This is a genomic window from Streptomyces boluensis, from assembly GCF_009908195.1.
GTDB classification, from domain to species: domain Bacteria; phylum Actinomycetota; class Actinomycetes; order Streptomycetales; family Streptomycetaceae; genus Streptomyces; species Streptomyces boluensis.
Window position 1 is genome coordinate 1 of record NZ_JAAAHS010000066.1, and the last position, 26,064, is coordinate 26,064.

The window sequence follows — 26,064 nt, forward strand, 5'->3', positions numbered from 1 at the left end:
TGTGTATAAGAGACAGCAACCCCGCCCCCGCACTGTCCAGCAGATCGTGCCGGAACATCAGCTCGAACATCCCGCGCCGCTCCAGCGCGTACCCGACGTACACCCCGGCGACAGCCCGCAGTTGGCCCCGAGCCGATGCCGCATCGGTGACCGCCGTCGCGACGCGGGTGGCCAGTTCCTCGAAGCCGCGCCGCGCGATGGCGGACAACAGGGCCTGGTGGGTGGGGAAGTAGCGACGCGGCGCCCCGTGGGACACCCCGGCGCGGCGGGCGATCTCGCGCAGGCCGAGGGACGCGGTGCCCTCGGTCGTCACGAGTTCCACGCCGACGTCGATCAACCGCTCGCGCAGGGAGCGTTCACTCTCCGGGGAAGTCTGCATAGACACTGTCTACCACTCGCCGTAGACAGTGTCTACTCGCGAGGGTGTGGGGCGGGCCGGTAGGGCAAACCCCCGCCACACCTCGGGTGCGCACCCCAATGCGCCACGCGCCCCCGCGACGGCAGAGTGCAGGCATGATCTTCAACGGATTACCGGGCAAGTCCGCCGCGCTGGGCCTGATCTGCGCGCTGACCGTGCTGACGGCGACCGGCTGCGGCGAGACCGCCGAGACCGGCAAGGCCACGACCACCGCCGCGAACGCCACCGCCGCGAACGCCACCGCAGCGAAGAACAACGCTCCTCGAGGCGAAATCGTCTCCGTGACCCCCGTCCTCGACCTCGACGCCGAGCAGGTCGCGGCCCGCCTTGAGAAGGCCGGGATCGACGCGGCCCAGGTCAGGTACGGCGTACGGGCCCATCGGATCGTGTACCGCACCGTCGACACGGACCAGAAGCCCACCACCGCCAGCGAGTTGGTGACCCTGCCCAAGAACCGCGACCGTCGACTGCGCACGGTGTCCTGGCTGCACGGCACCCAGGTCCACCGCGGCGAAGTGGCCTCGGTGAACGACGAGTCGACCGACCGCGAGGCGGCGTTACTCTTCGCCGCGACCGGCCGTGCCGCCTCTGTTCCGGACTACCTCGGCCTCGGCGAAGGCCCCGGCATCCATCCGTACGGACATCCGGGGGCGACCGTGACTGCCTCGGTGGACGCGTTGCGGGCGGCGCGTACGTTCGCCCGGCGGGACGGTCGTGACCTGCGACGGAGCGTCCACGTCAGTGGGTTCTCGCAGGGCGGGCCCGCGACGATGATGGTGGGCCGGGCGCTCCAGGAGGGCGACGACCCGTACTTCCGCCTCGGCGCCCTCGCGCCGGTCGCCGGACCGTTCGACCTGAGCGGTTTCGAGGCCGACGCGGCGGACGACAAGCTCGCCAAGTCCTCGCTCTACCTCGCCTACTTCGTGACCGCGTGGAACCGCATGTACGGCCTGTACGACGCGCCGGAGGACGCGTTCCGTGCCCCGTACGCCCAGGAGGTCGAGACGCTTTTCGACGGCGACCACACAGGGGAGCAGATCGCGGCGGCGCTGCCCGGGACCTCGGCGGAACTGTTCACGGAAGAGTTCCTCGACCAGGTGCGCCACCCCACCGGCGTGCTGCGGCAGAAGCTCAAGGCGCTGGACACCACCTGCGACTGGCGGCCCGACGTGCCGGTACACCTCTTCCACGCGCGCGGTGACGGCGACGTGGCGATCACGCACGCCGAGCACTGCCGCGGCCAGCTGATCGACAACGGCGCCGAGCAACAGCTCACCGACATAGGCGAGTTCGACCACAACACCTCGGTGCGTAAGGCGCTGCCGCAGGTGGTGCGCTGGTTCGACGACGCCGACTGAGAAAGCGCTGCGACGCCGACCGAGAAAGCGCTGCGACGCCGACCGAGAAAGCGCTGCTTGCGCGGGTAGGCATGGCCGCAGAGCCCGTTCAAAGGAAGGCAGCACCATGACCGACCCCGACACCGGCACCGACCCCAAACCGGAGGCCCCGCTCCCGCGCTTCCATCTCGCCATGCCCGTCGACGACTTGGCCGCCGCCCGCCGCTTCTACGGTGAGGTGCTCGGGCTCGATCAGGGGCGCAGCGCCGACACCTGGGTGGACTGGAATCTGCACGGCCACCAGTTCGTCACCCACCTCGCCCCCGGGCGCGCGCCCCGCGTCCACAACCCGGTCGACGGCCACGACGTACCGGTGCCGCACTTCGGCCTGCTGCTCACCGTTCCGGGTTTCCAGGAGCTCGCGGGCCGACTGCGCGCGGCGGGCGTCGAGTTCGTCATCGAGCCGTATGTCCGGTTCGAGGGGCAGGCGGGCGAGCAGTGGACGATGTTCCTGCTCGACCCGGCGGGCAACGCCCTTGAGTTCAAGGCGTTCGCGGACGACTCCCAGGTCTTCGCGGTCTGACCGCCCGCCACACGTCCGACCGTCCGACCGACCCGCCGGTGGCGGGGCCGGAACTCAAACAGCCGCCTCCGGCTCCGCCCCGTCCACGACAGCACCCTCCCCCACCGTCTCGTTCAGATCACGCGCGTAATGCTCGATAGCCGGCCGGTACTCAGCCACGTTCGGATCGTCGCTGGTCGTCGCGACCAGCGTGAGAAGCAGCTCCATCGCGTCATGGTGGCGGCCGACGTTGAACAGCGCCATCGCCAGGAACGCCTTGAGCGCGCCGTTCTCCGGGAACTCCGCCGACGCCGTGGTCAGGGTGTCGACGGCCTGCTGGTACTCGCCCAGGACGCGATACGTGGAGCCGAGCCCCAGTACCGCGTTCTCCCGCTCGTGCGCCGAAAGACCGCCGGGCAGCGAGAGCGCCCGGCGGTAGTGCGGCACCGCCTGCGCCTCAAGACCGAGCGTGTCGTGCACCCACGCGGTCTGGTACGCGACCTGCGCGTCCGTGGGCAACTCCTCGGCGAGGGCGACGAGTCGCACCCTGGCCTCCTCCGGCCGCCCGCTCTCCCGCAGCCGTACGGCCTCCGCAAGGCGTGTGTCCCGCTCGGTCATGTCGCTCCGTTCCCCCGTTGCTTCCGCTCCGCCGCCGCGCCGCTCACTCCGCGTTCCGCCGGAACAGCCCTTCCTGTACGACCGATACGAGCAGCCGTCCCTCCCGATCGTAGATCCGGCCACGGGCCAGGCCGCGGCCGCCCGTCGCGATCGGGGACTCCTGGTCGTACAGGAACCACTCGTCGGCGCGGAACGGGCGGTGGAACCACATGGCGTGGTCGAGCGAGGCCATGTCGAAGCCGCGCGGGCCCCAGAGGGGTTCCACCGGGATGCGTACGGCGTCGAGGAGCGTCATGTCGGACGCGTACGTCAACGCGCAGGTGTGCACCAGCGGATCGTCGCCGAGCGGTCCCACGGCGCGCATCCACACGGCGCTGCGCGGCTCCGCCCCCTCGACCTCGTCCTGGGTCCAGCGGAGCCGGTCGACGTACCGGATGTCGAAGGGCTGACGCCGGGCCATCCGCTCCAACTGCTCGGGCAGCGCGCCCAGATGGGCCCGGATCTCCTCGCTGACCGTCGGCAGGGTCTCCGGGTCCGGGGCGTCGACGCGCGGCGGCAGCTGATGCTCGAAGCCGCCCTCCTCGGCCCGGTGGAAGGAGGCCGTCAGGTTGAAGATCGTGCGGCCCTGCTGCACCGCGGTGACCCGCCGGGTGGTGAACGAACGCCCGTCCCTGACCCGCTCCACCTGGTACACGATCGGCACGCCAGGACGGCCGGGTCGCAGGAAGTAGGCGTGCAGCGAGTGCACCGGGCGGTCGCCGTCCGTGGTGCGGCCCGCGGCGACCAGGGCCTGCCCTGCGACCTGGCCGCCGAAGACCCGCTGCAGGGACTCCTGCGGGCTGCGGCCGCGGAAGATGTTGACCTCGATCTGCTCCAGGTCGAGCAGGTCGACAAGGCTCTCGGCGGGGTTGGTCATCGAGGTGCTCCGGTGATCACTGGTGTCAGAGAAGAAAAGAGAAAAAACGAACTCAGAGCTGGCCCACATCCGTCACCCGCACGATCGCGCGACCCTCCTCGTCGGAGGCCGCGAGGTCGACCTCGGCGCTGATGCCCCAGTCGTGGTCGCCGTTCGGGTCGGCGAAGGTCTGCCGGACCCGCCACAGGCCGTGCGCGGGGTCCTCCTCGATGGACAGGAGCTTCGGGCCGCGCGCGTCCGGCCCGGTGCCGAGGTCCTCGTACTCGTCCCAGTACGCGTCCAGGGCCTCGCCCCACGCGTCGGCGTCCCAGCCCGATTCGGCGTCGAGCTCGCCCAGTTCGCGGGCGTTGTCCAGGGCGGCCAGCTCGACCCGGCGGAACATCGCGTTGCGGACCAGGACGCGGAAGGCGCGGGCGTTGGCGGTGACCGGCTTGACCTGGTCGGCCTTCTCCTGGGCCTGCTCGGCGGTCTCCACCTCGGGGTTGGCGAGCTGCTCCCACTCGTCGAGGAGCGAGGAGTCGACCTGCCGGACCATCTCGCCCAGCCAGGCGATCAGATCCTCCAGGTCCTCGGACTTCAGGTCGTCGGGGACGGTGTGATCGAGGGCCTTGTAGGCGCTCGCGAGATAGCGGAGCACGATGCCCTCGGTGCGGGCGAGCTCGTAGAACGACGTGAACTCCGTGAAGGTCAGGGCGCGTTCGTACATGTCGCGGATCACGGACTTCGGCGACACCGGGTGGTCACCGACCCAGGGGTGGCTGCGCTTGTAGATCCCGTACGCGTGCCAGAGCAACTCTTCGAGCGGCTTCGGGTACGCGATGTCCTGGAGCCGCTCCATCCGCTCCTCGTACTCGACGCCGTCCGCCTTCATCTGGCCGACCGCCTCGCCGCGTGCCTTGTTCTGCTGGGCGGCGAGGATCTGCCGCGGGTCGTCGAGGGTGGACTCGACGACCGACACCATGTCGAGGGCGTACGAAGGGGATTCGGGGTCGAGGAGTTCGAACGCGGCGAGCGCGAACGTGGACAGCGGCTGGTTGAGCGCGAAGTCCTGCTGCAGGTCGACGGTGAGGCGCACGATACGGCCGGAGGCGTCCGGCTCGTCCAGCTTCTCGACGATGCCGCCGTCGAGCAGCGAACGGTAGATCGCGATGGCGCGACGGATGTGCCGCAGCTGGTTCCTGCGCGGCTCGTGGTTGTCCTCCAGGAGCCGGCGCATCGCCTCGAAGGCGTTGCCCGGCCGGGCGATCACCGCGAGCAGCATGGTGTGGGTGACACGGAAGCGGGAGGTCAGCGGCTCCGGGTCGGAGCCGATCAGCTTGTCGAAGGTGTTCTCGGTCCAGCCGACGAAGCCCTCCGGGGCCTTCTTCCGTACGACCTTGCGGCGCTTCTTCGGGTCGTCGCCGGCCTTGGCGAGCGCCTTCTCGTTCTCGATGACGTGCTCGGGCGCCTGGGCGACGACGAAGCCCGCCGTGTCGAACCCGGCCCGCCCGGCGCGGCCCGCGATCTGGTGGAACTCGCGGGCGCGCAGCACCCGCACCCGGGTGCCGTCGTACTTGGCGAGGGCGGTGAACAGGACGGTGCGGATGGGGACGTTGACACCCACGCCCAGTGTGTCCGTACCGCAGATCACCTTGAGGAGACCGGCCTGTGCCAGCTTCTCCACCAGGCGTCGGTACTTGGGCAGCATGCCCGCGTGGTGGACGCCGATGCCGTGGCGCACGTAACGCGAGAGGTTGCGGCCGAACTTGGTGGTGAAGCGGAAGCTGCCGATCAGGTCGGCGATCTGTTCCTTCTCCGCCTTCGTGCACATGTTGATGCTCATCAGGGACTGGGCGCGCTCGACGGCCTGTGCCTGCGTGAAGTGCACGATGTAGACGGGGGACTGCTTGGTCTCCAGGAGCTCCGTGAGGGTCTCCGTGATGGGCGTCAGGCGGTATTCGTACGAGAGCGGGACCGGCCGGGTCGCGGAGCGCACCACGGTGGTGGGGCGGCCGGTGCGGCGGGTGAGGTCCTCCTCGAACATCGCCACGTCGCCGAGCGTCGCCGACATCAGGACGAACTGGGCCTGCGGCAGTTCGAGGATCGGGATCTGCCAGGCCCAGCCGCGGTCCGCCTCGGCGTAGAAGTGGAACTCGTCCATCACGACCTGGCCGATGTCCGCGTCCTTGCCGTCGCGCAGCGCGATGGAGGCGAGGACCTCGGCGGTGCAGCAGATCACCGGGGCGTCGGCGTTCACGGACGCGTCGCCGGTGAGCATGCCGACGTTCTCGGTGCCGAACAGCTTGCACAGGTCGAAGAACTTCTCGCTCACCAGCGCCTTGATCGGCGCGGTGTAGAAGGTGACCTTGTCGGCGGCAAGCGCGGCGAAGTGCGCGCCCGCGGCGACCAGGCTCTTCCCGGAGCCGGTCGGGGTGGAGAGGATCACGTTGGCGCCGGAGACCACCTCGATCAGCGCCTCCTCCTGAGCCGGATAGAGAGTGATCCCCTGCTCCTCGGTCCATGACGAGAAGGCGTCGAAGAGGGCATCTGGGTCGGCGTCCGGCGGCAGCTGATCGATAAGGGTCACACCCCCATCTTGCCTGCCCGTACCCCCGATCAGGGAACCGGAGGTCGGCGGGAAGATCACGGACGTTACGCTGTGCCGTCGACCGGGCGCCCGACCATGCGTCAACTGGGCGTCAGCACAACGGGAATGGGGCGGGCAACGGCCATGATGGGTCCAGCACACTCACTGTCGGGAGCGGCGGCCTGGCTGGGGGTGGGAGCGGCGGCCGCGGCCGCCGGGCATCCGATGCCCTGGCCGGTCCTCGTCGTCGGCGCGCTGATCTGCGCGGGCGCGGCACTCGCCCCCGACCTGGACCACAAGTCGGCCACGATCTCCCGCGCCTTCGGACCCGTGTCGCGCGGCCTGTGCGAGATCGTCGACAAACTCTCGTACGCCGTCTACAAGGCGACCCGGAGCCGGCACGACCCGCGCCGCTCCGGTGGCCACCGGACGCTGACGCACACCTGGCTGTGGGCGGTCCTGATCGGTGCCGGCGCGTCCGTCGCCGCGGTCACCGGCGGGCGCTGGGCGGTGCTCGCGATCCTCTTCGTGCACCTGGTCCTCGCGGTGGAGGGGCTGCTCTGGCGGGCGGCCCGGGTCTCCAGTGACGTACTGGTGTGGCTGCTCGGCGCGACCAGCGCGTGGATCCTCGCGGGCGTCCTCGACGAGCCGGGCAACGGCGCGAACTGGCTGTTCACCGGCGCCGGTCAGGAGTACCTGTGGCTGGGCCTGCCCATCGTCCTCGGCGCCCTGGTGCACGACATCGGCGACGCCCTGACCGTCTCGGGCTGCCCGATCCTGTGGCCGCTGCCGATCGCGGGCAAGCGCTGGTACCCGATGGGTCCGCCCAAGTTCATGCGCTTCCGGGCCGGGAGCTGGGTGGAGCTGAAGGTGCTGATGCCGGTGTTCATGCTGCTCGGCGGCGTGGGCGGGGCGGCGGCGCTGAACGTCTTTTAGGGCTTCACGTCTCTTAGGGCTTCGGGCACCCGGGTTTCAGGGCTTCGGGCACCCGAGCCTCAGCTTCGACCTTAGGGTGAGGGTTCACTCGATCGTCTGTTCACGATCCGGGAGGGCACAGTGGCAGTGCTGAAGGGCAGAACGGCAGTCGTCACCGGGGGTTCACGGGGCATCGGCCGGGCCGTCGTGGAGCGCCTCGCCCGCGACGGGGCGAACGTGGTGTTCAACTACGCGCAGCGTACGGAGGCGGCGCAGGACGTCGTCCGCAGCGTCGAGGAGGCGGGCGGCAGCGTCCGGGCCGTACGCCTCGACCTGGCCGAGCACGGAGCCGCGGAGCAGCTCATGGACGTCGCCGCCCAGCACTTCGGTGACCTCGACATCCTGGTGAACAACGCCGCGCTGAACTTCACCGTGACGCCGCTCGCGGAGACCGACGACGACACCTTCGACAGGGTCATGACGGTCAACGCCAGGACCACGTTCCTGACCCTCCGGTATGCGGCCCGGCACATGCGCGACGACGGTCGGATCGTGAGCATCTCCAGCCTCAACACCGTCCGCCCCGCGCCGGGCAACGCCCCGTACGCCGCGAGCAAGGGCGCCGTCGAGCAGCTGACGCTGGTCGCGGCGCAGGAGCTCGGGCCGCGCGGCATCACCGTGAACACGGTGTCGCCGGGCGCGACCGACACCGAGCTGCTGCGCGGCACCAACCCGCCCGAGGTCCTGGAGACGGTGGCAGGGATGACGCCGCTGCGCCGACTCGGCGAGCCCGCCGACGTGGCCGACGTGGTGGCGTTCCTCGCGGGCCCTGACGGCCGCTGGATCACAGGGCAGAACATCCGGGCCACGGGCGGGATCGGCTGAGGCTGTACCTCCGCCGCCCCGTCCCGGCCACCGGCGCCGCTACCCGTGCCAGGACCGCCACAGCGCCGCGTACGCCCCGTCCGCCGCGACGAGTTCGTCGTGGCTGCCCAGTTCGCTGATCCGGCCCCGCTCGACCACCGCGATCACATCCGCGTCGTGCGCGGTGTGCAGCCGGTGCGCGATGGCCACCACGGTGCGGCCGTCCAGGACCCGGGCGAGCGAGCGCTCCAGGTGCCGGGCCGCGCGCGGGTCGAGCAGCGACGTCGCCTCATCCAGGACCAGCGTGTGCGGATCGGCGAGTACGAGCCGGGCCAGCGCGATCTGCTGGGCCTGCGCCGGGGTGAGCGCGAAGCCGCCGGAGCCGACCTCGGTGTCGAGCTCGGCGTCGAGCCCGCGCGCCCAGGTGTCCGCGTCGACCGCGCCGAGCGCCGCCCACAGCTCGGCGTCCCCCGCGTCCGACCGGGCGAGCAGCAGGTTGTCCCGCAGCGAACCGACGAACACATGGTGCTCCTGGTTGACCAGCGCGACATGCTCGCGCACCCGCTCCGCGGCCATCCGGGACAGCTCCGCGCCGCCGAGCGTGACCGTGCCGGTGCGCGGCCCGTAGATCCCGGCGAGCAGCCTGCCGAGGGTGGACTTGCCGGCGCCGGACGGCCCGACGAGCGCGACCCGGCTGCCCGGCCGCACGTCGAGGGTCACCTGACGCAGTACGTCGACACCCGGCCGGTACCCGAAGTGCACCTGGTCCGCGGCGACTTCACGCCCGTCGGGGGCCAGCTCCGCGTCGCCCGCGCCCGGCTCGATCTCCCGTACGCCCACGAGCCGGGCAAGGGACACCTGGGCCACCTGCAGCTCGTCGTACCAGCGCAGGATCAGGTTCACCGGGTCGACCATCATCTGGGCGATCAGGGCGCCCGTGGTGAGCTGGCCGACGTCGATCCAGCCCTGCAGGACGAAGACGCCGCCGACCATCAGGACCGAGGCGAGCACCGTGACGTGGGTCGCGCTGACCACCGGGAAGAGGACGGACCGCAGATAGAGCGTGTACCGCTCCCACGCCGTCCACTCCGCGACCCGCTGGTCGGAGAGCGCGACGCGGCGGGCGCCGAGCCGGTGCGCCTCGACGGTGCGGCCCGCGTCGACGGTCTCGGTGAGCGCGGCGGCGACGGCCGCGTACCCGGCGGCCTCCGAGCGGTACGCGGCCGGTGCCCGCCGGAAGTACCAGCGGCAGCCGATGAGGAGGACGGGCACCGCGAGCAGCACGGCAGGGGCGAGCGCCGGAGCGGTGACGGCGAGACCGCCGAGCAGCAGCGCGATCCACACGACGCCGATGGTGACCTGCGGCACCGCCTCCCGCATCGCGTTGGCGAGCCGGTCGATGTCGGTGGTGATCCGGGACAGCAGATCGCCCGTCCCGGCACGCTCGAGCACGCCAGGCGGCAGACCCACGGACCGTACGAGGAAGTCCTCGCGCAGATCCGCCAGCATCCGTTCGCCGAGCATCGCGCCGCGCAGCCGGACGAGCCGGACGAACACCGCCTGCAGCACGAGGGCGACCGCGAACACGGCGGCGGCGTGCCCGAGTCGGAGGTCGCGGGCACCGTCGGCGGCACCCTGCACCAGGTCGCCGAGGAGCGTCGGGCCGACCATCGAGGCGATCACCGCGACCGCGTTCACGCCGATCAGCAGGGCGAAGGCATTCCGGTGCCGGCCGAACAGTTCGCGTACGTACGCGCGTACCGTCGCCGGGCCGCCCACCGGCAGCGTCTCCGTGGTGCGGGGGACCGCCGGGTCGTACTCCGGCGGTGCCAGGCCGATCATGCGGTCTCCTCGATCTCGATGACGGGGCCGGACCCGTTCGGGGACGCGGCGTCCGTGCTGTTCGCGGTGGAGCCGCTCCGGCGCTGCTCCTCCTCGGTCTCGCGGGTCACGACGGCGCGGTAGCGCGGGTCGGTGCGCACGAGTACCCGGTGCACCCCGACCGCGGCGACCTCGCCCTCGTGCACGAACACCACGCGCTCGGCCCGGTCGAGGAGCAGCGGCGACGAGGTGCACACGACGGTCGTACGGCCCTTGCGGACGGTGCGCAGGCCGTCCGCGATCCGGGCCTCGGTGTGCGAGTCGACCGCGGAGGTCGGCTCGTCGAGGACGAGGACCTCCGGGTCGGTCACCAACGACCGTGCCAGGGCGAGCCGTTGGCGCTGGCCACCGGAGAGGGACCGGCCGCGCTCGGTGATCGGCGCCGCCATCGGGTCCTCGTCCACCGAGGCCTGCGCGAGCGCGTCGAGGACGTCCCCGCACTCGGCGGCGGTCAGCGCGTCGTCGACGGTGACGTTCCCGGACGCGGGTACGTCGAGCAGTTCGCTGAGCGTGCCGGACAGCAGCACCGGGTCCTTGTCCTGGACGAGGACCACGGCTCGGGCCGCGTCCAGGGGCAGCGCGTCGAGCGGAGCTTCGCCGAGCCGGACCGAGGGGCCGGGCACGTCGCCCTCGTCGAGCGCGGCGTGCCCGCCGAGGCGTTCGGCGAGCCGGCCCGCCTCGTCCGGGTCGCCGCACACCACGGCGGTCAGCCGGCCCTCGGGGGCGAGCAGCCCGGTCACCGGGTCGAAGAGGTCACCGCTGGGCGGGGTCCGCGGGTCGTCGGCGCCACCGGCCGGGTCAGCGACGGGTCCGGCATCAGGTCCGCCGGTCGTCGTCCGCTCCAGGGACAGCACGCGCGCGGCGCGTTTCGCCGACGGCCGGGAGAAGGAGTACGCCATGGCGATCTCCTCGAAGTGCCGCAAGGGATAGGTGAGGAGCATGACCGCGCTGTAGACGGTGACGAGTTCACCGACCTCGATCCGGCCGTCGCGGACCAGGCCGAGGCCGTGCCAGACCACGACGATGAGCAGCGCTCCGGGCAGCAGCACCTGGAGGGCGCTGATCGCCGACCACATCCGGGCACTGCGTACGGCGGCGTGGCGCACGTCCTGGGAGGCCCTGCGGTAGCGGTCGAGGAACAGCTCCTCGCCGCCGATGCCGCGCAGCACCCGGAGACCGGCGACCGTGTCGGAAGCCAACTCGGTCGCCTTGCCCGCCTTCTCACGCTGTACGTCGGCGAGCCGGGTGGCGCGGGGCAGCAGCGGCAGCACGCCGAGGGCGACCAGGGGAACGCCGAGGGCCACCACAAGGCCGAGGTCCGGCTGGTGGATCAGGAGCGCCACGCACACCGCTGCGACGGTGACGGCCGCCGCGGTGAAGCGGGAGACGGCCTCCACGAACCAGCCGATCTTCTCCACGTCGCCGGTCGACACCGCGACCACCTCACCCGCGGCGACCCGGCGGGTCAGCGCGGAGCCGAGGTGCGCGGTCCTGCGGGCCAGAAGCTGCTGGACGCGGGCCGCGGCGGTGATCCAGTTGGTGACCGCGGTGCGGTGCAGCATGGTGTCGCCGAACGCGAGGCACACTCCGGCGAGTACGAGCAGCAGACCGGCGAACGCGAGCCGGCCGCCGGAGCGGTCGACGACGGCCTGCACGGCGAAGCCGACGCCGTACGGCAGGGCCATCACGCCACCGAAGTGCAGCAGACCCCAGGCGAGCGACTTGAGTTGACCACCCGCCTGGTTCCGCCCGAGCCACCAGAGGAATCGAGGACCCGAGCGTGCGTCGGGCACACCCGGATCGGTATACGGAAGATCACTGATCTGCATGGCGTCCCAGGGGTCGAACGGCGCGGCGCTGTGGCGGGCCCGGCGATGCGGAGCATGGGCCGGGTGAATCGGCGGAAACCGTGCAAGGCTGACGCCGGAACGGCCGCTGAGGCAAACGATTTTCTGGGGTCGGGCAAAGAACCGGTCATTCCTGTCGGGGGAGCGGGCGCACGGTCCGGCCGCCGGGAATCCGGGTGCGACGATGGGCCGTATGCGTACATCCGGCACGGTGCGGACGGCCCTCGCGGCGATGGTGTGTCTCTCGGCGCTCGCGTCCTGTTCCACGGCTTCCACGGCGGGCAGCGGGAGTTCGGGCGACGGGGCCGCGAAGTCCACCGCCACCGCGTCGTCCCGCAGCGGCAAGTCCGGGCCCGGCGCCGACAAGTCCGGGCGGAGCGGGGCGGATCACGGCACCCGGAACCTCGACCGCCTCCCGCACGTGGGTGCCGAGATGGGTGGCCGTATCCCCGCCGCGGCCCGGCAGGTCGTCGTGGTCGAGGGCGCGGGCGAGGACTCGGCGCGGTCGACGGTCGCCCTGTACGAGAAGCACGGTGCGACCTGGGACCGGGCCCGCGCCTGGCCCGCGCACAACGGCAAGCGCGGCTGGAGCACCGACCACCGCGAGGGCGACAAGCGCAGCCCCGTCGGGGTGTTCACGCTCAGCGACGCGGGCGGAGTGCTCGCGGACCCGGGGTCCCGGCTGCCGTACACCCGCTCGTCGGCGTTCACCGCGTCCCGGTCCTGGCCCAAGACGCACTGGCACGACTTCGACCTCGTCATCGCCATCGATTACAACCGCGTCAAGGGCACCTCGCCCAACGACCCCAACCGTCCTCAGGGGCAGTCCAAGGGCGGCTACATCTGGCTGCACATGGACCACGGCAGCGGCACCTCGGGCTGTGTGAGCGTGAGCAGGTCCGCGATGGAGTACCTGCTGCGCCGCCTCGACCCGGAGCGGCACCCGGTGATCGTGATGGGCGACCAGGGGCATCTGAGGGCGGGTTGATCTCACGGAGTGGGACCACTTCGTATACCAGGACCTGCATCGTTGTAGCAAGATCCAAGATTTACCTGGATCTGACACGCATGTCTTTTGCGGAAACAACACCTCCGAAATAGTGCGCACTGCGGAAACCATCTTCCGTATGCCAGAAGTTATTTGGGAGGAGTGTCCGTGTCCCAGTCGGTACCGTCCATACCGCGCCGCGCCACCCGCTTGCTGCGTACCTCATTGTTCGCGCAGGTCGCCTGTGCTCTCGTACTCGGAGTCCTCGTCGGACGGCTGTGGCCGGAGGTCGCCACCGCTGTCCAACCGCTCGGCGACGGCTTCGTACGGCTCATCAAGGCGATGATCGCGCCGCTCGTCTTCTGTGTCGTCGTCGCCGGCATCACCAAGGCGGGCGACCTGAAGGCCTTCGGCCGGATCGGGCTCAAGGCCCTCATCTGGTTCGAGGTCGCCACCACTGTCGCGCTCGTCGTCGGCCTGCTCGCCGGCAACCTCGTACGGCCCGGCGACGGCATGAACGTCGACCCCGCGTCCCTGGACGCGTCCGCCGTCGACGAGAAGACCGGTGGCGGCGAACTGCCGTCCACCTCGGAGTTCCTGCTGCACTCGCTGCCGGACAGCGCGGTCGGCGCCTTCGCCGAGAACTCCCTGCTCCAAGTCCTCGTCCTGTCCTGCCTCGTGGGCGCCGCGCTGCTGCACCTCGGCAACACCAAGGTGCCCGCGATCCTGCCCGCCATCGAGCAGGCCCAGGAGGTCGTCTTCGCGGTCGTCGGCTTCATCATGAAGCTCGCCCCGCTCGCCGTCTTCGGCGCCACCGCCCACCTCGTGGGGGAGTACGGCCTCGGCGCGCTCTCCACGTACGGCAAGCTCATCGGCGTCTGTTACGCGGTCGCCCTGATGTTCCTCGTGCTGCTCGGCATCGCGCTCAAGGTGGTCAGCGGGATCAGCCTCTGGAAGTTCATCCGCTACACCCGCGAGGAGATGCTGCTCGCGCTCGGCACCGCGTCCAGCGAGACCGTCATGCCGCGGATGATGCAGAAGCTCCGCCAGGCGGGCTGCCGTGACGACGCCGTCGGCCTGGTGCTGCCCACGGGCTACTCCTTCAACCTCGACGGCGCCTCGATCTACCTCTCCATCGGCACCCTCTTCATCGCCCAGGCCGTCGGCGTCGACCTGACGCTCGGTCAACAGGTCACCGTGGTCCTGGTGTTGATGCTGACGAGCAAGGGCATGGCCGGAGTTCCCGGCTCCGCCTTCCTCGCCCTCTCGGCAACCGCGTCCGCGCTCGGCGTCATCCCGGCGGGTGCAGTCGCCCTGCTGCTCGGCGTCGACCGCATCATGGACGCCATGCGCGTCGCCACCAACCTGCTCGGCAACTGCGTGGCCGTCTTCGCCGTGTCCCGCTGGGAGGGCGCGCTCGACACCCGCAGGGCGAAGAAGGTGCTTTCGGGCGAGATCGCGTTCGTACCGGAGCAGGAGTCGGAGCAGGAGCAGGAGCGTCCCGCGCAGGAGGCTGAGCGTTCCGAGCAGCCGGACCTGACCGGTGAGGCCGACAAGGGCGACCAGGGTGACAAGGGCGAGAAGGCACTCGCCGCCTCCGCCTCAAGGACCGCCAAGGACCCTGATCCCACCGCGAGTTGACGTGAATCCCGTGCGGTCCGGTCCCGTCGGCGCGGGGCCGGACCGCACCGGGTGTCGCGCTCGGATCAGCCCTGCGGCTTCTCCGAGTCGACGCCCGGACGGGCCTTGTTCCAGAGCCCGCGGGTGAAGTCGGGTATCGCCTGCGGCGCGCCCTTCGCCTTGATCGAGGCGTGGCTGAGCGGCACCGGCGCCGTCCAGGTCACGGCGTCGTACACGTCGAAGTCCGGTACGAGTCCGAGCTGCATGCACTGCATCAGGCGGAACACCATCATGTAGTCCATGCCGCCGTGCCCGCCGGGCGGGTTGGCGTGTTCCTTCCACAGCCAGTGGTCCCAGTCCGCGAACTCGGCGAAGTCGTGCCACTTGTCGTCGGTGTGGCCGGGCTCCAGGTAGATCCGCGTCGGGTAGTCCTCGAAGACACCCTTCGTGCCGCCGAGGCTGTTGATCCGCGAGTACGGGTGTGGCGTCGACACATCGTGCTCGAGCCGGATGACCCGGCCCTTCTCCGTCTGTACCAGGCTGATGGTGCGGTCGGACTCGATGTACGTCTCCTTCCAACTCGGGTCGCCCGGCGGCATGTTGGCCTTGCGGTACTCGGCGAGTCCGAGCGCCGGGGTGCCGAAGCTGGAGATGTGCGTGACCCGGTCCCCGCGGTTCACGTCCATGTAGTTGCCGACCGGGCCGAAGCCGTGGTTCGGGTACAGGTCGCCGCGCAGCCGGGTGTGCCAGAGGCGGCGCCACGGACCCTCGTAGTAGTCCGGGTCGAACATCAGGCCGCGCAGGTCGTGGTTGTACGCGCCCGCGCCGTGCAGCAGGTCACCGAAAAGCCCGGCGTGCGCCATGCGCAGGACCCGCATCTCGTTCTTGCCGTAGCAGCAGTTCTCCAGCTGCATACAGTGCTTGCGGGTGCGCTCGGAGAGGTCCACCAGCTCCCACAGCTGGTCGAGTTGGAGCGCGATCGGACACTCCACGCCGACGTGCTTGCCGTTCAGCATCGCCGTCTTCGCCATCTCGAAGTGGAAGTCCCACGGCGTCGCGACGTACACGAAGTCCAGGTCGGAGCGCTTGCAGAGGTTCTCGTAGTCGCTGTCGCCCTTGGTGTACGTCGCCGGGGCTGGCTGGCCCGCGTCCGTGACCTTCTTCGCGGCCGCGGCGGTCTTCTCCTTCACCGGGTCGCACAGCGCCACCACTCTGACCTGCGGCAGGGCGAGGAACAGGTCGATCATGCTGCCGCCGCGGTTGCCGAGTCCGACGATCCCGACCCGTACCGTGGAGCGCTTCTCGAACGGCACCCCGATCATGGTCTCGCCCTGGCGGGGCGGAGCCTCGGCGGCCGCGGAGGCCTGCGCGGGCGTGGTCCCGGCGGACGGGTGCGCGTGCGCGGTCCCGCCGCCGAGACCGGCGAGCCCGAGGCCCACACCGGCGATACCGGCATTGCGCATCATGGCTCTGCGGGAGACCCCGGAGCCGTCCTGGCCGGGATCGCCGGCGACCTCCTGGGGAGCACCGTCGGACTGCGGCATGGACGTGTCGTCGTGCATGGGACCTCCGTACGCGTAGGTGTACGTGCGGTGAGCAACGGCGCAGCCACCCTGGCGGGAAGATCACATGCGGCGCAAGGGACGGGAACGGACGGGGAATTGGACTTATCGCGCCGGGGTTGGACTCCCGGAGCACAGCGAAGGGCGGGGCGGTCGGCTCAACTGCGCCGACCGCCCCGCCCCGGGTTCCCTGTACCCGCGTCAGGTGTGTCAGGTGCGCCCGCGCGCCCTCGGCCCCGGCCGGGTGGCGCGCTCCAGCTCGATCAGCGCCGAGTGGTAACTACGGCCCGTGGCACGGTCCATGCCCACTTCGCACATGCGGTTGGCGGACAGGTGGGCGTCGTACGGCCGGGACGTGACCTCGGCGGCCTCGTGGGCCGTGGCGGAGCGGGTGAGTTCCTCGTGCAGCATGCCCCGGTCGCCCGCGAAGCCGCAGCACGCCTCGTCGTCGGGGGTGACCACCTCGTCGGCGCACGCCTCGGCGACCGTACGCAGGTGCGCGCCGTCGCCGAGGTGCCGCATCGAGCAGGTGGTGTGCAGGACCGCGGAGCCGACGGTGCGCAGGACGGTCAGGTGCGGCAACAGCTCGTCGGCGGCCCAGACCAGGGAGTCGACGACCTTCATCTCGGCGTGCAACTCCCGGTTGTTGTCGGAGAGATACGGCACCACCTCGTGCGCGATGCCAAGCGTGCAGGACGAGGCGTCGACGACCAGCGGAAGCCGCCCGCCCGCCGTCCAGCCCCAGGCGGCCTCGACGATGCGGTTGGCCATCAGCGCGTTGCCCTCGTCGTACCCCTTGGAGTGCCAGATCGTCGCGCAGCACGTGCCCGCCACGTCGTCGGGGATCCACACCGGCTTGCCCGCGCGCGCGGACACGGCGACGACGGACCGCGCGAGCGAGAAGCCCTCATCGGGGCCGCCGAAGATGCGGTTGACGCACGCCGGGTAGTACACGGCGGCGGCGCCGACGCGTGCGGTGCGCGGCAGCTTGCGGGCGGCGGCGCCGGGGATCTCCGGCAGCCACTCCGGTACGAGATCGGGGCGAACCGCCTTGCGCGCGGCGCGCGTCACCGTGGTCAGCAGCCGGTCACCGATCTTGTCGGCGGCGGCCACGGCGAGCCGCGCGGACGCCTCCACCAGCTTGAAGTTCCGGGCGGCGAGCGCGGCGACCCGCTCCTCGCGCGGGGTGTGCCGGGCGTGCCGGAGGTTCTTCATCATCATGCCGGTGTCGATGCCGACCGGGCAGGCCAGCTTGCAGGTCGAGTCGCCCGCGCAGGTGTCCACCGCGTCGTACCCGTACGCCTCCACAAGGCCGTCCTCGACCGGGGATCCGGCGGGCTGGCGCATCATCTCCCGGCGCAGCACGATGCGTTGGCGCGGGGTGGTGGTCAGGTCGCGGCTGGGGCAGGTCGGCTCGCAGAAGCCGCACTCGATGCACGGGTCGGCGATGGCCTCCACCTTCGGGATGGTCTTGAGGCCGCGCAGATGGGCCTCGGGGTCGCGGTCCAGGACGATACGCGGGGCCAACACCCCGTCCGGGTCGATGACTTGCTTGGTGCGCCACATCAACTCGGTTGCCTTCGGGCCCCATTCGAGCTCAAGGAAGGGCGCGATGTTGCGGCCGGTGGCGTGCTCGGCCTTCAGGGAGCCGTCGAACCGCTCCACGGTCAGCGTGCAGAAGTCGTCCATGAACGCCGCGTACCGTGCCACGTCCTCCGCCTTGGCGGCGTCGAAGGCGAGCAGGAAGTGCAGGTTGCCGTGGGCGGCGTGCCCGGCGACGGCCGCGTCGAAGCCGTGCCGGGTCTGCAGGCCGAGCAGCGCGGAGCAGGCGTCGGCGAGCCTGCCGGGCGGCACCGCGAAGTCCTCGGTGATCAGCGTCGTGCCGGAGGGGCGGGAGCCGCCGACGGCGGTCACGAACGCCTTGCGGGCCTTCCAGTAACCGCCGATGGTCTTCGGGTCGCGGGTGAACTCGTTGGTCACCGAGGCGACGGGCGCGACGAGTTGGAGACCGTTGAGGACCGCGGCGGCCCGCTCCTCGTACGCCCGCTGCCGCTCCTCGTCGGGGGCGCGGAACTCGACGAGGAGTGCCGTGGTCTCCTTGGGCAGCTCCGCCCAGTCCTGCGGCACGCCCTCGACGCTGACCGAGGCGCGCAGCGTGTTGCCGTCCATCAGCTCGACGGCGAGCGCGCCCGCCGCGTTGAACTCCGGCACGGCGGCCGCGGCGGCGGTCAGCGACGGGAAGAACAGCAGCGCCGTGGAGACGAGCCGGTCGAGCGGCAAGGTGCGGAAGACGGTCTCGGCGATGAACCCGAACGTGCCCTCGGACCCCACCATCAGGCCGCGCAGGATCTGCACGGGCGTCGAGCCGTCGAGGAACGCGTCCAGTCGGTACCCGTTGGTGTTCTTGATCTCGTACTTGGCGCGGATCCTGGCGACCAGGTCCGGGTCCGCCTCGATCTCCGCCTTGATGCCCAACAGGCCCTGGCAGAGCGCGGGTTCGGCGTGCGCGAGCTGCTCGTCGGCGTCCGCCTCGGCCGTGTCGACGACGGTGCCGGACGGCAGCACGAAGGTGAGCGAGTCGAGGGTGCGGTACGAGTTGCGGGTGGTGCCCGCCGTCATGCCCGAGGCGTTGTTGGCGACGACACCGCCGAGGGTGCAGGCGATCGCGCTGGCCGGGTCGGGGCCGAGGACGCGGCCGTGCCGGGCGAGCGTGGCGTTGGCGCGGACCACGGTGGTGCCCGGCGCGATCCGGGCCCGCGCCCCGTCGTCGAGCACCTCGACGCCCGCCCAGTGCTTGCGCACGTCGACCAGGATGTCCTCGCCCTGCGCCTGCCCGTTGAGGCTGGTCCCGGCCGCCCGGAAGACGACCTCACGGCCCTTGCCGTGCGCGTACGAGAGGACCGCGGAGACGTCGTCGATGTCCTCCGCGACCACCACGACCTGCGGTACGAAGCGGTAGGGGCTGGCGTCCGAGGCGTACCGCACCAGGTCGGAGACCTTGTGCAGCACCTTGTCCGTGCCGAGCAGCGCGACCAGGTCGGAGCGGAGCGGCTCCGGGGTGCCGGGGGCCCGCCGGTCCGGCAGCCGGTCGGGTGACGGCGCCGACTCCCGCGCGGCGGGCCGCAGGGCGTCCGCGTTGGGCTCCAGCAGGGGCATGGGTGCCTCCTCGGCGTGGTCGGGCCGTACCGCTTCTCAGCACCGGCCCGGGTCGTCGACCAGGGTGGTGAGCAGCCCGCCGAGCACCTCGCGCTGCCCTGCGGTCAGTGGAGCCAGGATGTCTTCTGCGGCGGCCCGGCGCGCGTCGCGCAGCGCCCGCAGGGTCTCGCGTCCCGCGTCGGTCAGCTCGATCCGGATCACCCGGCGGTTGGCCGGGTCCGGCACCCGGCGCACACACCCGGCCGTCTCCAGACCGTCGACCAGCGTGGTCACGGCGCGCGGCACCACCTCCAGGCCGCGGGCCAGGTCGGCCATCCGGGGCGGCGACTCCTGGTGCGCGACCAGGCGGAGCAGCCGGGACTGGCCGGGGGTGAGGCCGACCGGTACGAGGTGGTGCTTCTGGACGCGGTGCAGTCGGCGGGCCAGGCGGAGCAGCTGGTCGGCGAGGAGGCCGTCCGGATCGGGCGTCGTCATGGCGGCAGCGTAACAGGACCAAGCTCATTGTGAGTGTAGGTAACAATGAGCTATGCTCCTCCGGTCATCGTGGTCCCACACCTCTCCGCACGGGAGGTCCCCGCCTTTCAGGAGGCCCATGCACCCCGAATCATCCGGCTGGACGCCCCCTCCTCCCGATCCCGACCAGCCCCGCCAGCTCCGCCGCATCCTGCGCCTCTTCCGTCCCTACCGCGGCCGCCTCGCCCTCGTCGGGCTCCTGGTCGGCGCCGCCTCGCTGGTCTCTGTCGCGACGCCGTTCCTGCTCAAGGAGATCCTGGACACCGCGATCCCCGAGGGCCGTACCGGGCTGCTCAGCCTGCTCGCCCTCGGCATGATCCTCAGCGCGGTCGTCACCAGCGTCTTCGGCGTGCTGCAGACCCTGATCTCCACGACCGTCGGCCAGCGCGTCATGCACGACCTGCGCACCGCCGTGTACGGCCGGCTCCAGCGCATGTCGCTCGCCTTCTTCACCAGGACCCGCACCGGGGAGGTCCAGTCCCGCATCGCCAACGACATCGGCGGCATGCAGGCGACCGTGACCTCCACCGCGACCTCCCTGGTCTCCAACCTCACGAGTGTCATCGCGACCGTGGTCGCGATGCTCGCGCTCGACTGGCGCCTGACCGTCGTCTCGCTGCTCCTGCTGCCGGTGTTCGTCTGGATCAGCCGCCGCGTCGGCCGGGAGCGCAAGAAGATCACCACGCAGCGGCAGAAGCAGATGGCCGCGATGGCCGCGACCGTCACCGAGTCGCTCTCCGTCAGCGGCATCCTGCTCGGCCGCACCATGGGCCGTAGCGACTCGCTCACCCGGTCCTTCGCCACCGAGTCCGAGCGCCTCATCGACCTGGAGGTCCGCTCCAGCATGGCGGGCCGCTGGCGGATGTCGGTCATCGGCATCGTGATGGCCGCCATGCCCGCCGTCATCTACTGGGCCGCGGGCCTCGCCCCGCACATCGGCGGCCCGACGATCTCGCTCGGCACGCTCGTCGCGTTCGTCTCGCTCCAACAGGGCCTGTTCCGGCCGACGGTGAGCCTGCTCTCCACCGGCGTCCAGATCCAGACCTCCCTCGCCCTGTTCCAGCGCATCTTCGAGTACCTCGACCTGACCGTCGACATCGAGGAGCCCGCGGACCCGGTCCGCCTGGACCAGGTCAAGGGCGAAGTCCGCTTCGAGGACGTGCGGTTCCGGTACGACGCGGAGACGGCCAAGGGTGCCGTCGGCGCCCCCGTGCTCGACGCCATCGACCTCACCGTCCCGGCCGGCGGCAGCCTCGCCGTCGTCGGCCCCACCGGCTCCGGCAAGTCGACGCTCAGCTATCTGGTGCCGCGGCTGTACGACGTGACCGAGGGCCGGGTCACGCTCGACGGCGTCGACGTACGCGACCTCGACTTCGACACCCTGGCCCGTGCCGTCGGCGTGGTCTCCCAGGAGACGTACCTCTTCCACGCCTCGGTCGCCGACAACCTCCGCTTCGCCAAGCCCGACGCCACCGACGAGGAGCTGCACGAGGCGGCCCGCGCGGCCCAGATCCACGACCACATCGCGGCCCTGCCCGAGGGGTACGACACCGTGGTCGGCGAGCGCGGCCACCGGTTCTCCGGCGGCGAGAAGCAGCGCCTCGCCATCGCCCGTACGATCCTGCGGGACCCGCCCGTGCTCATCCTCGACGAGGCCACCAGCGCCCTGGACACCCGTACCGAGCACGCGGTGCAGCAGGCCATCGACGCGCTCTCCGCGAACCGCACCACCCTCACCATCGCGCACCGCCTCTCCACCGTCCGCTCCGCCGACCAGATCGTCGTCCTCGACGGCGGCCGGATCGCCGAACGCGGCACGCACGAGGCGCTGATGGAGCGCGGCGAGCGGTACGCGGCCCTGGTGCAGCGGGACGCCCGGCTCGCGCCGTCGACCGTCACCGGCTGAGCCGGGCGCCGAGCCGGCAGCACCCCGACGCCGGGCTGAAGATATGCCCGATATGTCTGGTTTGAGGTGGCTCTCGGGGTACCGTGCCCCGCATGGTGAACAAGACTCCGCGCCGGGGCAAGATCCGGCTGACCCGCCGCGGCCGGGTCGCCCTCCTCCTCACCGGCGCCCTCGTCGTCGGCACGGCTGTCGCGGTGCCGCTGCTGCTCCAGGACCGCAACGAGCGCCCGACCACCCTGCTCGTCCCCGAGGGCTGGCGCTCCGGCCAGGTGTACGAGGCGGTGGACAAGGCCCTCGGTGCCGCGCCGGGCACCGCGAAGAAGGCGGCCGGCGCGGCCGGTCTGAAACTGCCGGGGGAGTCGGCCGGTAACCCCGAGGGCTATCTGTTCCCCGCGACGTACCCGATCGACGCGAAGTCCACCCCGAAGTCCGTTCTCGCGTACATGGTCGACACCGCGAACAAGAGGTTCGGCGGCGGCGATGTGACGGCGGGCGCCGACCGCAACGCGGTCTCCATCTACCAGACCGTCACCATCGCGAGCATCGTGCAGGCCGAGGCCGACACCCAGCAGGACATGGCCAGGGTGGCGCGGGTCGTCTACAACCGGCTCGACCGCGGCATGCCCCTGCAGATGGACTCCACCATCAACTACGCCCTCAACCGCTCCACCCTGGACACCAAGAACGCCGACACCAAGCTCAAGAGCCCGTACAACACGTACGAGAAGACCGGCCTGCCGCCCACTCCCATCGCCAACCCCGGGGCGGAAGCGCTGAAGGCGACGCTCAACCCGGCGCCCGGCGACTGGCTCTACTTCGTCACCGTGAAGCCGGGCGACACCCGCTTCAGCGCCGAGTACGGCCAGCACCAGAGCAACGTCGACGAGTTCAACAAGGTCCGCAAGGCCGAGCAGAACGGCCAGAAGACCGCAGCGTCCGGCTGACCCGGAGCGCAGCGGTAGACCTCCGCATCCGGCCGGCCCGAAGCCGGATCAGTGGGCGTCGGCCGTCAACTCCCGCTCCCCGTCCAGGAGTCGGCGGATCTCGCGCACGGCCGCCCGGCCCGCGCGGTTCGCCCCGATGGTGCTCGCCGAAGGCCCGTACCCCACCAGATGAACGCGGGGGTCACGGGCCGCGCGCGTTCCTTCGAGGCGGATGCCGCCGCCCGGCTCGCGCAGCCGCAGCGGCGCCAGATGGTCCACCACCGGGCGGAACCCGGTCGCCCACAGGATCACATCGGCCTCGACGTGTCGCCCGTCGTCCCAGGCCACCCCGTCCGCCGTGATCCGGTCGAACATCGGGAGCCGGTCGAGCACCCCGGCCGCGAGGCCTTCGCGCACCGCCTCGGTCAGGGCGAGCCCCGTCACCGACACCACACTCCGTGGCGGCAGCCCCTCCCGCACCCGCTCCTCGACGAGCGCCACCGCGGCCCGGCCCTGGTCCTGGCCGAACTCGCCGTCACGGAACACCGGTTGACGCCGCGTCACCCAGGTCGTCGCGGCCGCGAGCGGTGCGATCTCAAGGAGGTGCTGCACCCCGGACGAGCCGCCGCCGACGACGACCACCCGCTGCCCGGCGAACTCCTCGGGCCCTGGGTACTGCGCGGTGTGCAACTGCCGCCCGTGGAACAGCTCCTGGCCCGGGTAGCGCGGCCAGAACGGCCGGTCCCAGGTGCCCGTCGCGCTGATCACGGCCTCGGTCGCGTACGTGCCCTCCGAGCTCTCCACGAGCAGCCGCCCGTCCGTGCCCTCCCGTACGGCGGTCACGTCGACGGGCCGGTGCACCCGCAGGTCGAAGGTCTCCTCGTACGTGCTGAAATACCCGCCGATCACCTCGGACGAGGGGCGCCCGGGGTCGGCGCCGGTCAGCTCCATGCCCGGCAGGGCGTGCATGCCGTGCACCTTGCCGTACGTCAGGCTCGGCCAGCGGAACTGCCAGGCGCCGCCGGGGCGCGGGGCGTGGTCGAGGACCACGAAGTCCCGGTCGGGCTCGAACCCGGCGCGCCGCAGATGGTGGGCGGCGGACAGTCCGGCCTGTCCGGCGCCCACCACCACGACCCGCACGCTCCGCGTTCCCTCGGCTACGCCACGTACCCCGATATCGTTCACGTTTCTACTAACTCGGCGGGGCTCGGGAATCTTCCCGAGCCCCGCCAGTTCTACGAGCCCCGCCGGTTCTATGGCGACTCAGCGGCCGCCCGCCACGAGCAGCGGCGCACCGCCCGGCGCCGAGGCCGGGCGGCCGTTCGCCGCGGGCACCCCGAGCAGCGGCGACGCCGGCACCGTGGGCAGCAGGCCACGCGCGGCGAGGTCCGGGATCACCCCCTCACCGAACCAGTACGCCTCCTCCAGATGCGGGTAGCCCGACAGCACGAAGTGCTCGACCCCCAGCGCGTGGTACTCCTCGATCCGGTCCGCCACCTCGGCGTGACTGCCCACCAGAGCGGTCCCCGCACCTCCGCGAACCAGGCCCACGCCCGCCCACAGGTTCGGCGCGATCTCCAGCTTGTCCCGGGAGCCGCCGTGCAGGGCGAGCATCCGCTGCTGGCCCACCGACTCGCTCTTGCCCAGGGCCTGTTGGGCCGCCGCGACGGTCTCCGGGTCCAGGTCGTCGAGGAGCCGGTCCGCCGTCGCCCAGGCCTCCTTGGACGAGTCCCGCGAGATGGTGTGCAGCCGGATACCGAAACGCACCGTGCGCCCCTCGGCCTCCGCGAGCCCGCGGATCCAGTCGATCTTCTCCTTGACCGCTGACGGCGGCTCGCCCCAGGTCAGATACACATCGCTGTGCCGGGCCGCGACCGGTCCCGCCGCCGCCGACGAACCGCCGAAGAAGATCTCCGGCAGCGGGTCCGGCGGCAGCGCGGTGAGCCCGCCCTCCACCCGGTAGTGCTCCCCGTCGAAGTCGTACGGCTTACCGGCCCACACCCCGCGCACCACCGACAGGAACTCGTCGGTGCGGGCGTACCGGCGGTCGTGGTCCAGGTGGTCGCCGAAGCGCCGCTGCTCGGTCGAGTCGCCGCCCGTCACCACGTTCAGGAGCAGCCGCCCGCGCGTGATGCGCTGGTACGTCGCCGCCATCTGCGCGGCGAGCACCGGCGAGATCACCCCCGGCCGGAACGCCACCAGGAACTTCAGCCGCTCGGTGTGCTGCGCGAGCGCCACCGTCGTCAGCCAGGCGTCCTCGCACCAGGTGCCCGTCGGCGTCAACACCGCCTCGAAACCGAGCTGTTCGGCCGCCTTCGCGATCTGCGCCAGGTACTCGATGTCGGGCGCGCGCACCCCGCTCACCGGGGTGATCCGGGACCGCTTGATGCCCCCGTCGGTGTACGCGTGCCGGTCGACCAGGGTGCGGCCGTCGCCGCCCGTCGGCAGGAACCAGTGCAGGTGAACGTTCATCAGGAGTCCTTCTTCTGGCTCTTGTAGCTACGGGCGGGGGTGGTGGACGGCGGCAGGTCGCCGTTGAACCGCTCGTCCACGAAGTCCTTGAACTGCACGCGCCGGGGGATCAGCTTCAGCTCCGCGAAGGTGTCGACGATCTTCTGCTCCGAGGCCACCACGTTCTTGTCGACGGCGACCGGCACCCGCGTCCCGTTGGACCGCTTCACCGCGGCGAGTGCCACCTCGTACGGCAGACCGGTGTCCTTCGCCCACACCTTCGCCCACGCCCCGGGGTGCTCGTACACCCAGTTCTGGGCGCGTTCGAGCCGCTCCAGATAGTCGTCGATCGCCGCGGTCTTCTTCTTGTCCTTCAGTGAACTCGGCGCCGCCACCTGGAAGTTGAGCCCGTTCACCAGCCCCTCGCCGTCGGTGAGCACCCGCGCCTGGCCGGTTTCGAGCACCTGCGAGGTGTACGGGTCCCACACCGCCCAGGCGTCCACCTTGCCGCCGGTGAACGCGGCGAGCGCGTCGGCCGGCTGGAGGTACTTCACCTTCACGTCGTCGAGCGTCAGGCCGGCCTTCTTCAGCGACGACACCAACTGGTAGTGCGCGGAGCTGCCTTGGGCCACGGCGATCGCCTTGCCCTTGAGCTGCGCGGGCGACTTCAGCGCTGAGCCCTTCGGTACGAGCACGGCCTCCCCGTACGCGGTGCCGTGCGTCGCGCCCACCACGGTGATCTTCGAACCGGCGCCCGCGGCGAACACCGGCGGGGTGTTGCCGACCGCGCCGATGTCGACGGCCCGCGCGTTCACCGCTTCGAGCAGCGGCGGGCCCGAGGTGAAGGTCGACCACTTGATCCGGTAGTCGAGGCCCTTCAACTCCCCGGCTGCGGCGAGCACGGCCCGCGAACCCCCCTTCTGGTCCCCGACATTGAGGGTCAGCGAACCCTTCCCATCCACCGCGCCCCCGCCCGTACCGCCCGAGGAGGTGTCGGCGGAAGAGGCCCCGGAGCAGGCCG

The 26,064-nt window shown here is 71.2% G+C and carries 20 protein-coding genes; 8 read left to right on the forward strand and 12 right to left on the reverse strand.

The annotated features are described in order from the left end of the window. A partial coding sequence (locus GUY60_RS11705) for a TetR/AcrR family transcriptional regulator (RefSeq protein ID WP_161696666.1) occupies positions 1 to 379 on the reverse strand: 379 nt, incomplete at its 3' end. Positions 380 to 513: 134 nt separating this feature from the next. Here GUY60_RS11705 and GUY60_RS11710 point away from each other — a divergent pair. After that, entirely contained in the window at positions 514 to 1,776 is a 1,263-nt protein-coding gene (locus GUY60_RS11710; RefSeq protein WP_246234756.1) for a hypothetical protein, read from the forward strand. Positions 1,777 to 1,882: 106 nt separating this feature from the next. Beyond that, positions 1,883 to 2,338, forward strand: coding sequence for a VOC family protein (locus tag GUY60_RS11715; RefSeq protein WP_161696668.1), 456 nt, complete (start codon positions 1,883 to 1,885; stop codon positions 2,336 to 2,338). A gap of 54 nt (positions 2,339 to 2,392) precedes the next feature. Here the strand turns inward: GUY60_RS11715 and GUY60_RS11720 are convergent, their stop codons facing one another. Genes GUY60_RS11720 through GUY60_RS11730 form a run of 3 tightly spaced genes read right to left on the reverse strand, consistent with a single transcriptional unit; the run spans position 2,393 to position 6,477 of the window. Further along, positions 2,393 to 2,935: a tetratricopeptide repeat protein gene (locus tag GUY60_RS11720; protein WP_161696670.1), complete on the reverse strand. Its 543-nt coding sequence runs from the start codon at positions 2,933 to 2,935 to the stop codon at positions 2,393 to 2,395. A 43-nt stretch (positions 2,936 to 2,978) separates the two neighbouring features. Then, entirely contained in the window at positions 2,979 to 3,851 is an 873-nt protein-coding gene (locus GUY60_RS11725; protein WP_161696672.1) for an acyl-CoA thioesterase, read from the reverse strand. A gap of 52 nt (positions 3,852 to 3,903) precedes the next feature. Next, entirely contained in the window at positions 3,904 to 6,477 is a 2,574-nt protein-coding gene (locus tag GUY60_RS11730; RefSeq protein ID WP_161696673.1) for a DEAD/DEAH box helicase, read from the reverse strand. An 84-nt stretch (positions 6,478 to 6,561) separates the two neighbouring features. On the opposite strand from GUY60_RS11730, the gene GUY60_RS11735 reads away from it, so the two are divergent. Then, the gene (locus GUY60_RS11735) at positions 6,562 to 7,353 is read left to right on the forward strand and encodes a metal-dependent hydrolase (protein WP_161696675.1); all 792 of its coding nucleotides are present in this window, start codon (positions 6,562 to 6,564) and stop codon (positions 7,351 to 7,353) included. 120 nt (positions 7,354 to 7,473) lie between these two features. After that, positions 7,474 to 8,217 (forward strand): glucose 1-dehydrogenase, encoded by a 744-nt coding sequence (locus tag GUY60_RS11740; RefSeq protein ID WP_187369988.1) that lies wholly within the window; start codon positions 7,474 to 7,476, stop codon positions 8,215 to 8,217. 39 nt (positions 8,218 to 8,256) lie between these two features. On the opposite strand, the gene GUY60_RS11745 is transcribed toward GUY60_RS11740, so the two are convergent. Then, positions 8,257 to 10,038 (reverse strand): ABC transporter ATP-binding protein, encoded by a 1,782-nt coding sequence (locus GUY60_RS11745; protein WP_161696677.1) that lies wholly within the window; start codon positions 10,036 to 10,038, stop codon positions 8,257 to 8,259. Then, a complete protein-coding gene (locus tag GUY60_RS11750; protein ID WP_161696679.1) occupies positions 10,035 to 11,906 on the reverse strand; it encodes an ABC transporter transmembrane domain-containing protein in 1,872 nt (623 codons plus the stop codon). The genes GUY60_RS11745 and GUY60_RS11750 overlap by 4 nt, the downstream gene beginning before the upstream one ends. Before the next feature lie 211 nt (positions 11,907 to 12,117). Here GUY60_RS11750 and GUY60_RS11755 point away from each other — a divergent pair, with 211 nt between their 5' ends. Continuing rightward, positions 12,118 to 12,912: a L,D-transpeptidase family protein gene (locus tag GUY60_RS11755; RefSeq protein WP_246234759.1), complete on the forward strand. Its 795-nt coding sequence runs from the start codon at positions 12,118 to 12,120 to the stop codon at positions 12,910 to 12,912. Positions 12,913 to 13,080: 168 nt separating this feature from the next. Continuing rightward, on the forward strand, positions 13,081 to 14,553 hold the full coding sequence (locus GUY60_RS11760) for a cation:dicarboxylate symporter family transporter (RefSeq protein ID WP_187369989.1): 1,473 nt from the start codon (positions 13,081 to 13,083) through the stop codon (positions 14,551 to 14,553). A gap of 65 nt (positions 14,554 to 14,618) precedes the next feature. On the opposite strand, the gene GUY60_RS11765 is transcribed toward GUY60_RS11760, so the two are convergent. The 3 genes from GUY60_RS11765 to GUY60_RS11775 form a co-directional block, all read right to left on the reverse strand. Beyond that, positions 14,619 to 16,076 (reverse strand): Gfo/Idh/MocA family protein, encoded by a 1,458-nt coding sequence (locus GUY60_RS11765; RefSeq protein WP_376771204.1) that lies wholly within the window; start codon positions 16,074 to 16,076, stop codon positions 14,619 to 14,621. Positions 16,077 to 16,304: 228 nt separating this feature from the next. Further along, positions 16,305 to 19,250 carry an FAD-binding and (Fe-S)-binding domain-containing protein gene (locus tag GUY60_RS11770; protein ID WP_161696683.1) on the reverse strand — a complete coding sequence of 982 codons (2,946 nt, stop codon included), beginning with the start codon at positions 19,248 to 19,250 and terminating at the stop codon, positions 16,305 to 16,307. A 36-nt stretch (positions 19,251 to 19,286) separates the two neighbouring features. After that, on the reverse strand, positions 19,287 to 19,724 hold the full coding sequence (locus GUY60_RS11775) for a MarR family winged helix-turn-helix transcriptional regulator (protein ID WP_161696685.1): 438 nt from the start codon (positions 19,722 to 19,724) through the stop codon (positions 19,287 to 19,289). A 118-nt stretch (positions 19,725 to 19,842) separates the two neighbouring features. Between GUY60_RS11775 and GUY60_RS11780 the strand changes: the two genes are divergently transcribed. Together GUY60_RS11780 and mltG are read left to right on the forward strand one after the other, a co-directional pair. Next, positions 19,843 to 21,669, forward strand: coding sequence for an ABC transporter ATP-binding protein (locus GUY60_RS11780; RefSeq protein WP_161696686.1), 1,827 nt, complete (start codon positions 19,843 to 19,845; stop codon positions 21,667 to 21,669). A gap of 92 nt (positions 21,670 to 21,761) precedes the next feature. Further along, positions 21,762 to 22,613, forward strand: a complete 852-nt coding sequence (gene mltG / locus GUY60_RS11785; RefSeq protein ID WP_161696688.1) for an endolytic transglycosylase MltG — start codon at positions 21,762 to 21,764, stop codon at positions 22,611 to 22,613. Between the two features lie 48 nt (positions 22,614 to 22,661). On the opposite strand, the gene GUY60_RS11790 is transcribed toward mltG, so the two are convergent. From GUY60_RS11790 to GUY60_RS11800, 3 genes are all read right to left on the reverse strand, one after another. Further along, the gene (locus GUY60_RS11790) at positions 22,662 to 23,732 is read right to left on the reverse strand and encodes an NAD(P)-binding domain-containing protein (protein ID WP_187369990.1); all 1,071 of its coding nucleotides are present in this window, start codon (positions 23,730 to 23,732) and stop codon (positions 22,662 to 22,664) included. 123 nt (positions 23,733 to 23,855) lie between these two features. Beyond that, positions 23,856 to 25,064, reverse strand: coding sequence for an LLM class flavin-dependent oxidoreductase (locus tag GUY60_RS11795; protein ID WP_161696690.1), 1,209 nt, complete (start codon positions 25,062 to 25,064; stop codon positions 23,856 to 23,858). Further along, a partial coding sequence (locus GUY60_RS11800; protein ID WP_161696692.1) for an ABC transporter substrate-binding protein occupies positions 25,064 to 26,064 on the reverse strand: 1,001 nt, incomplete at its 5' end. The genes GUY60_RS11800 and GUY60_RS11795, both read right to left, overlap by 1 nt.

Excerpts from the sequence above, each read along its gene's own strand:
- GUY60_RS11735 (WP_161696675.1), top strand. The coding sequence starts at position 6,562 with ATGATGGGTCCAGCACACTCACTGTCGGGAGCGGCGGCCTGGCTGGGG.
- GUY60_RS11770 (WP_161696683.1), bottom strand. The coding sequence starts at position 19,250 with ATGCCCCTGCTGGAGCCCAACGCGGACGCCCTGCGGCCCGCCGCGCGG.
- GUY60_RS11710 (WP_246234756.1), top strand. The coding sequence starts at position 514 with ATGATCTTCAACGGATTACCGGGCAAGTCCGCCGCGCTGGGCCTGATC.
- GUY60_RS11780 (WP_161696686.1), top strand. The coding sequence starts at position 19,843 with ATGCACCCCGAATCATCCGGCTGGACGCCCCCTCCTCCCGATCCCGAC.
- GUY60_RS11720 (WP_161696670.1), bottom strand. The coding sequence starts at position 2,935 with ATGACCGAGCGGGACACACGCCTTGCGGAGGCCGTACGGCTGCGGGAG.
- GUY60_RS11745 (WP_161696677.1), bottom strand. The coding sequence starts at position 10,038 with ATGATCGGCCTGGCACCGCCGGAGTACGACCCGGCGGTCCCCCGCACC.
- GUY60_RS11750 (WP_161696679.1), bottom strand. The coding sequence starts at position 11,906 with ATGCAGATCAGTGATCTTCCGTATACCGATCCGGGTGTGCCCGACGCA.
- GUY60_RS11775 (WP_161696685.1), bottom strand. The coding sequence starts at position 19,724 with ATGACGACGCCCGATCCGGACGGCCTCCTCGCCGACCAGCTGCTCCGC.
- GUY60_RS11795 (WP_161696690.1), bottom strand. The coding sequence starts at position 25,064 with ATGAACGTTCACCTGCACTGGTTCCTGCCGACGGGCGGCGACGGCCGC.
- GUY60_RS11725 (WP_161696672.1), bottom strand. The coding sequence starts at position 3,851 with ATGACCAACCCCGCCGAGAGCCTTGTCGACCTGCTCGACCTGGAGCAG.
- GUY60_RS11765 (WP_376771204.1), bottom strand. The coding sequence starts at position 16,076 with ATGCCGCAGTCCGACGGTGCTCCCCAGGAGGTCGCCGGCGATCCCGGC.
- GUY60_RS11755 (WP_246234759.1), top strand. The coding sequence starts at position 12,118 with ATGCGTACATCCGGCACGGTGCGGACGGCCCTCGCGGCGATGGTGTGT.
- GUY60_RS11715 (WP_161696668.1), top strand. The coding sequence starts at position 1,883 with ATGACCGACCCCGACACCGGCACCGACCCCAAACCGGAGGCCCCGCTC.
- mltG (WP_161696688.1), top strand. The coding sequence starts at position 21,762 with ATGGTGAACAAGACTCCGCGCCGGGGCAAGATCCGGCTGACCCGCCGC.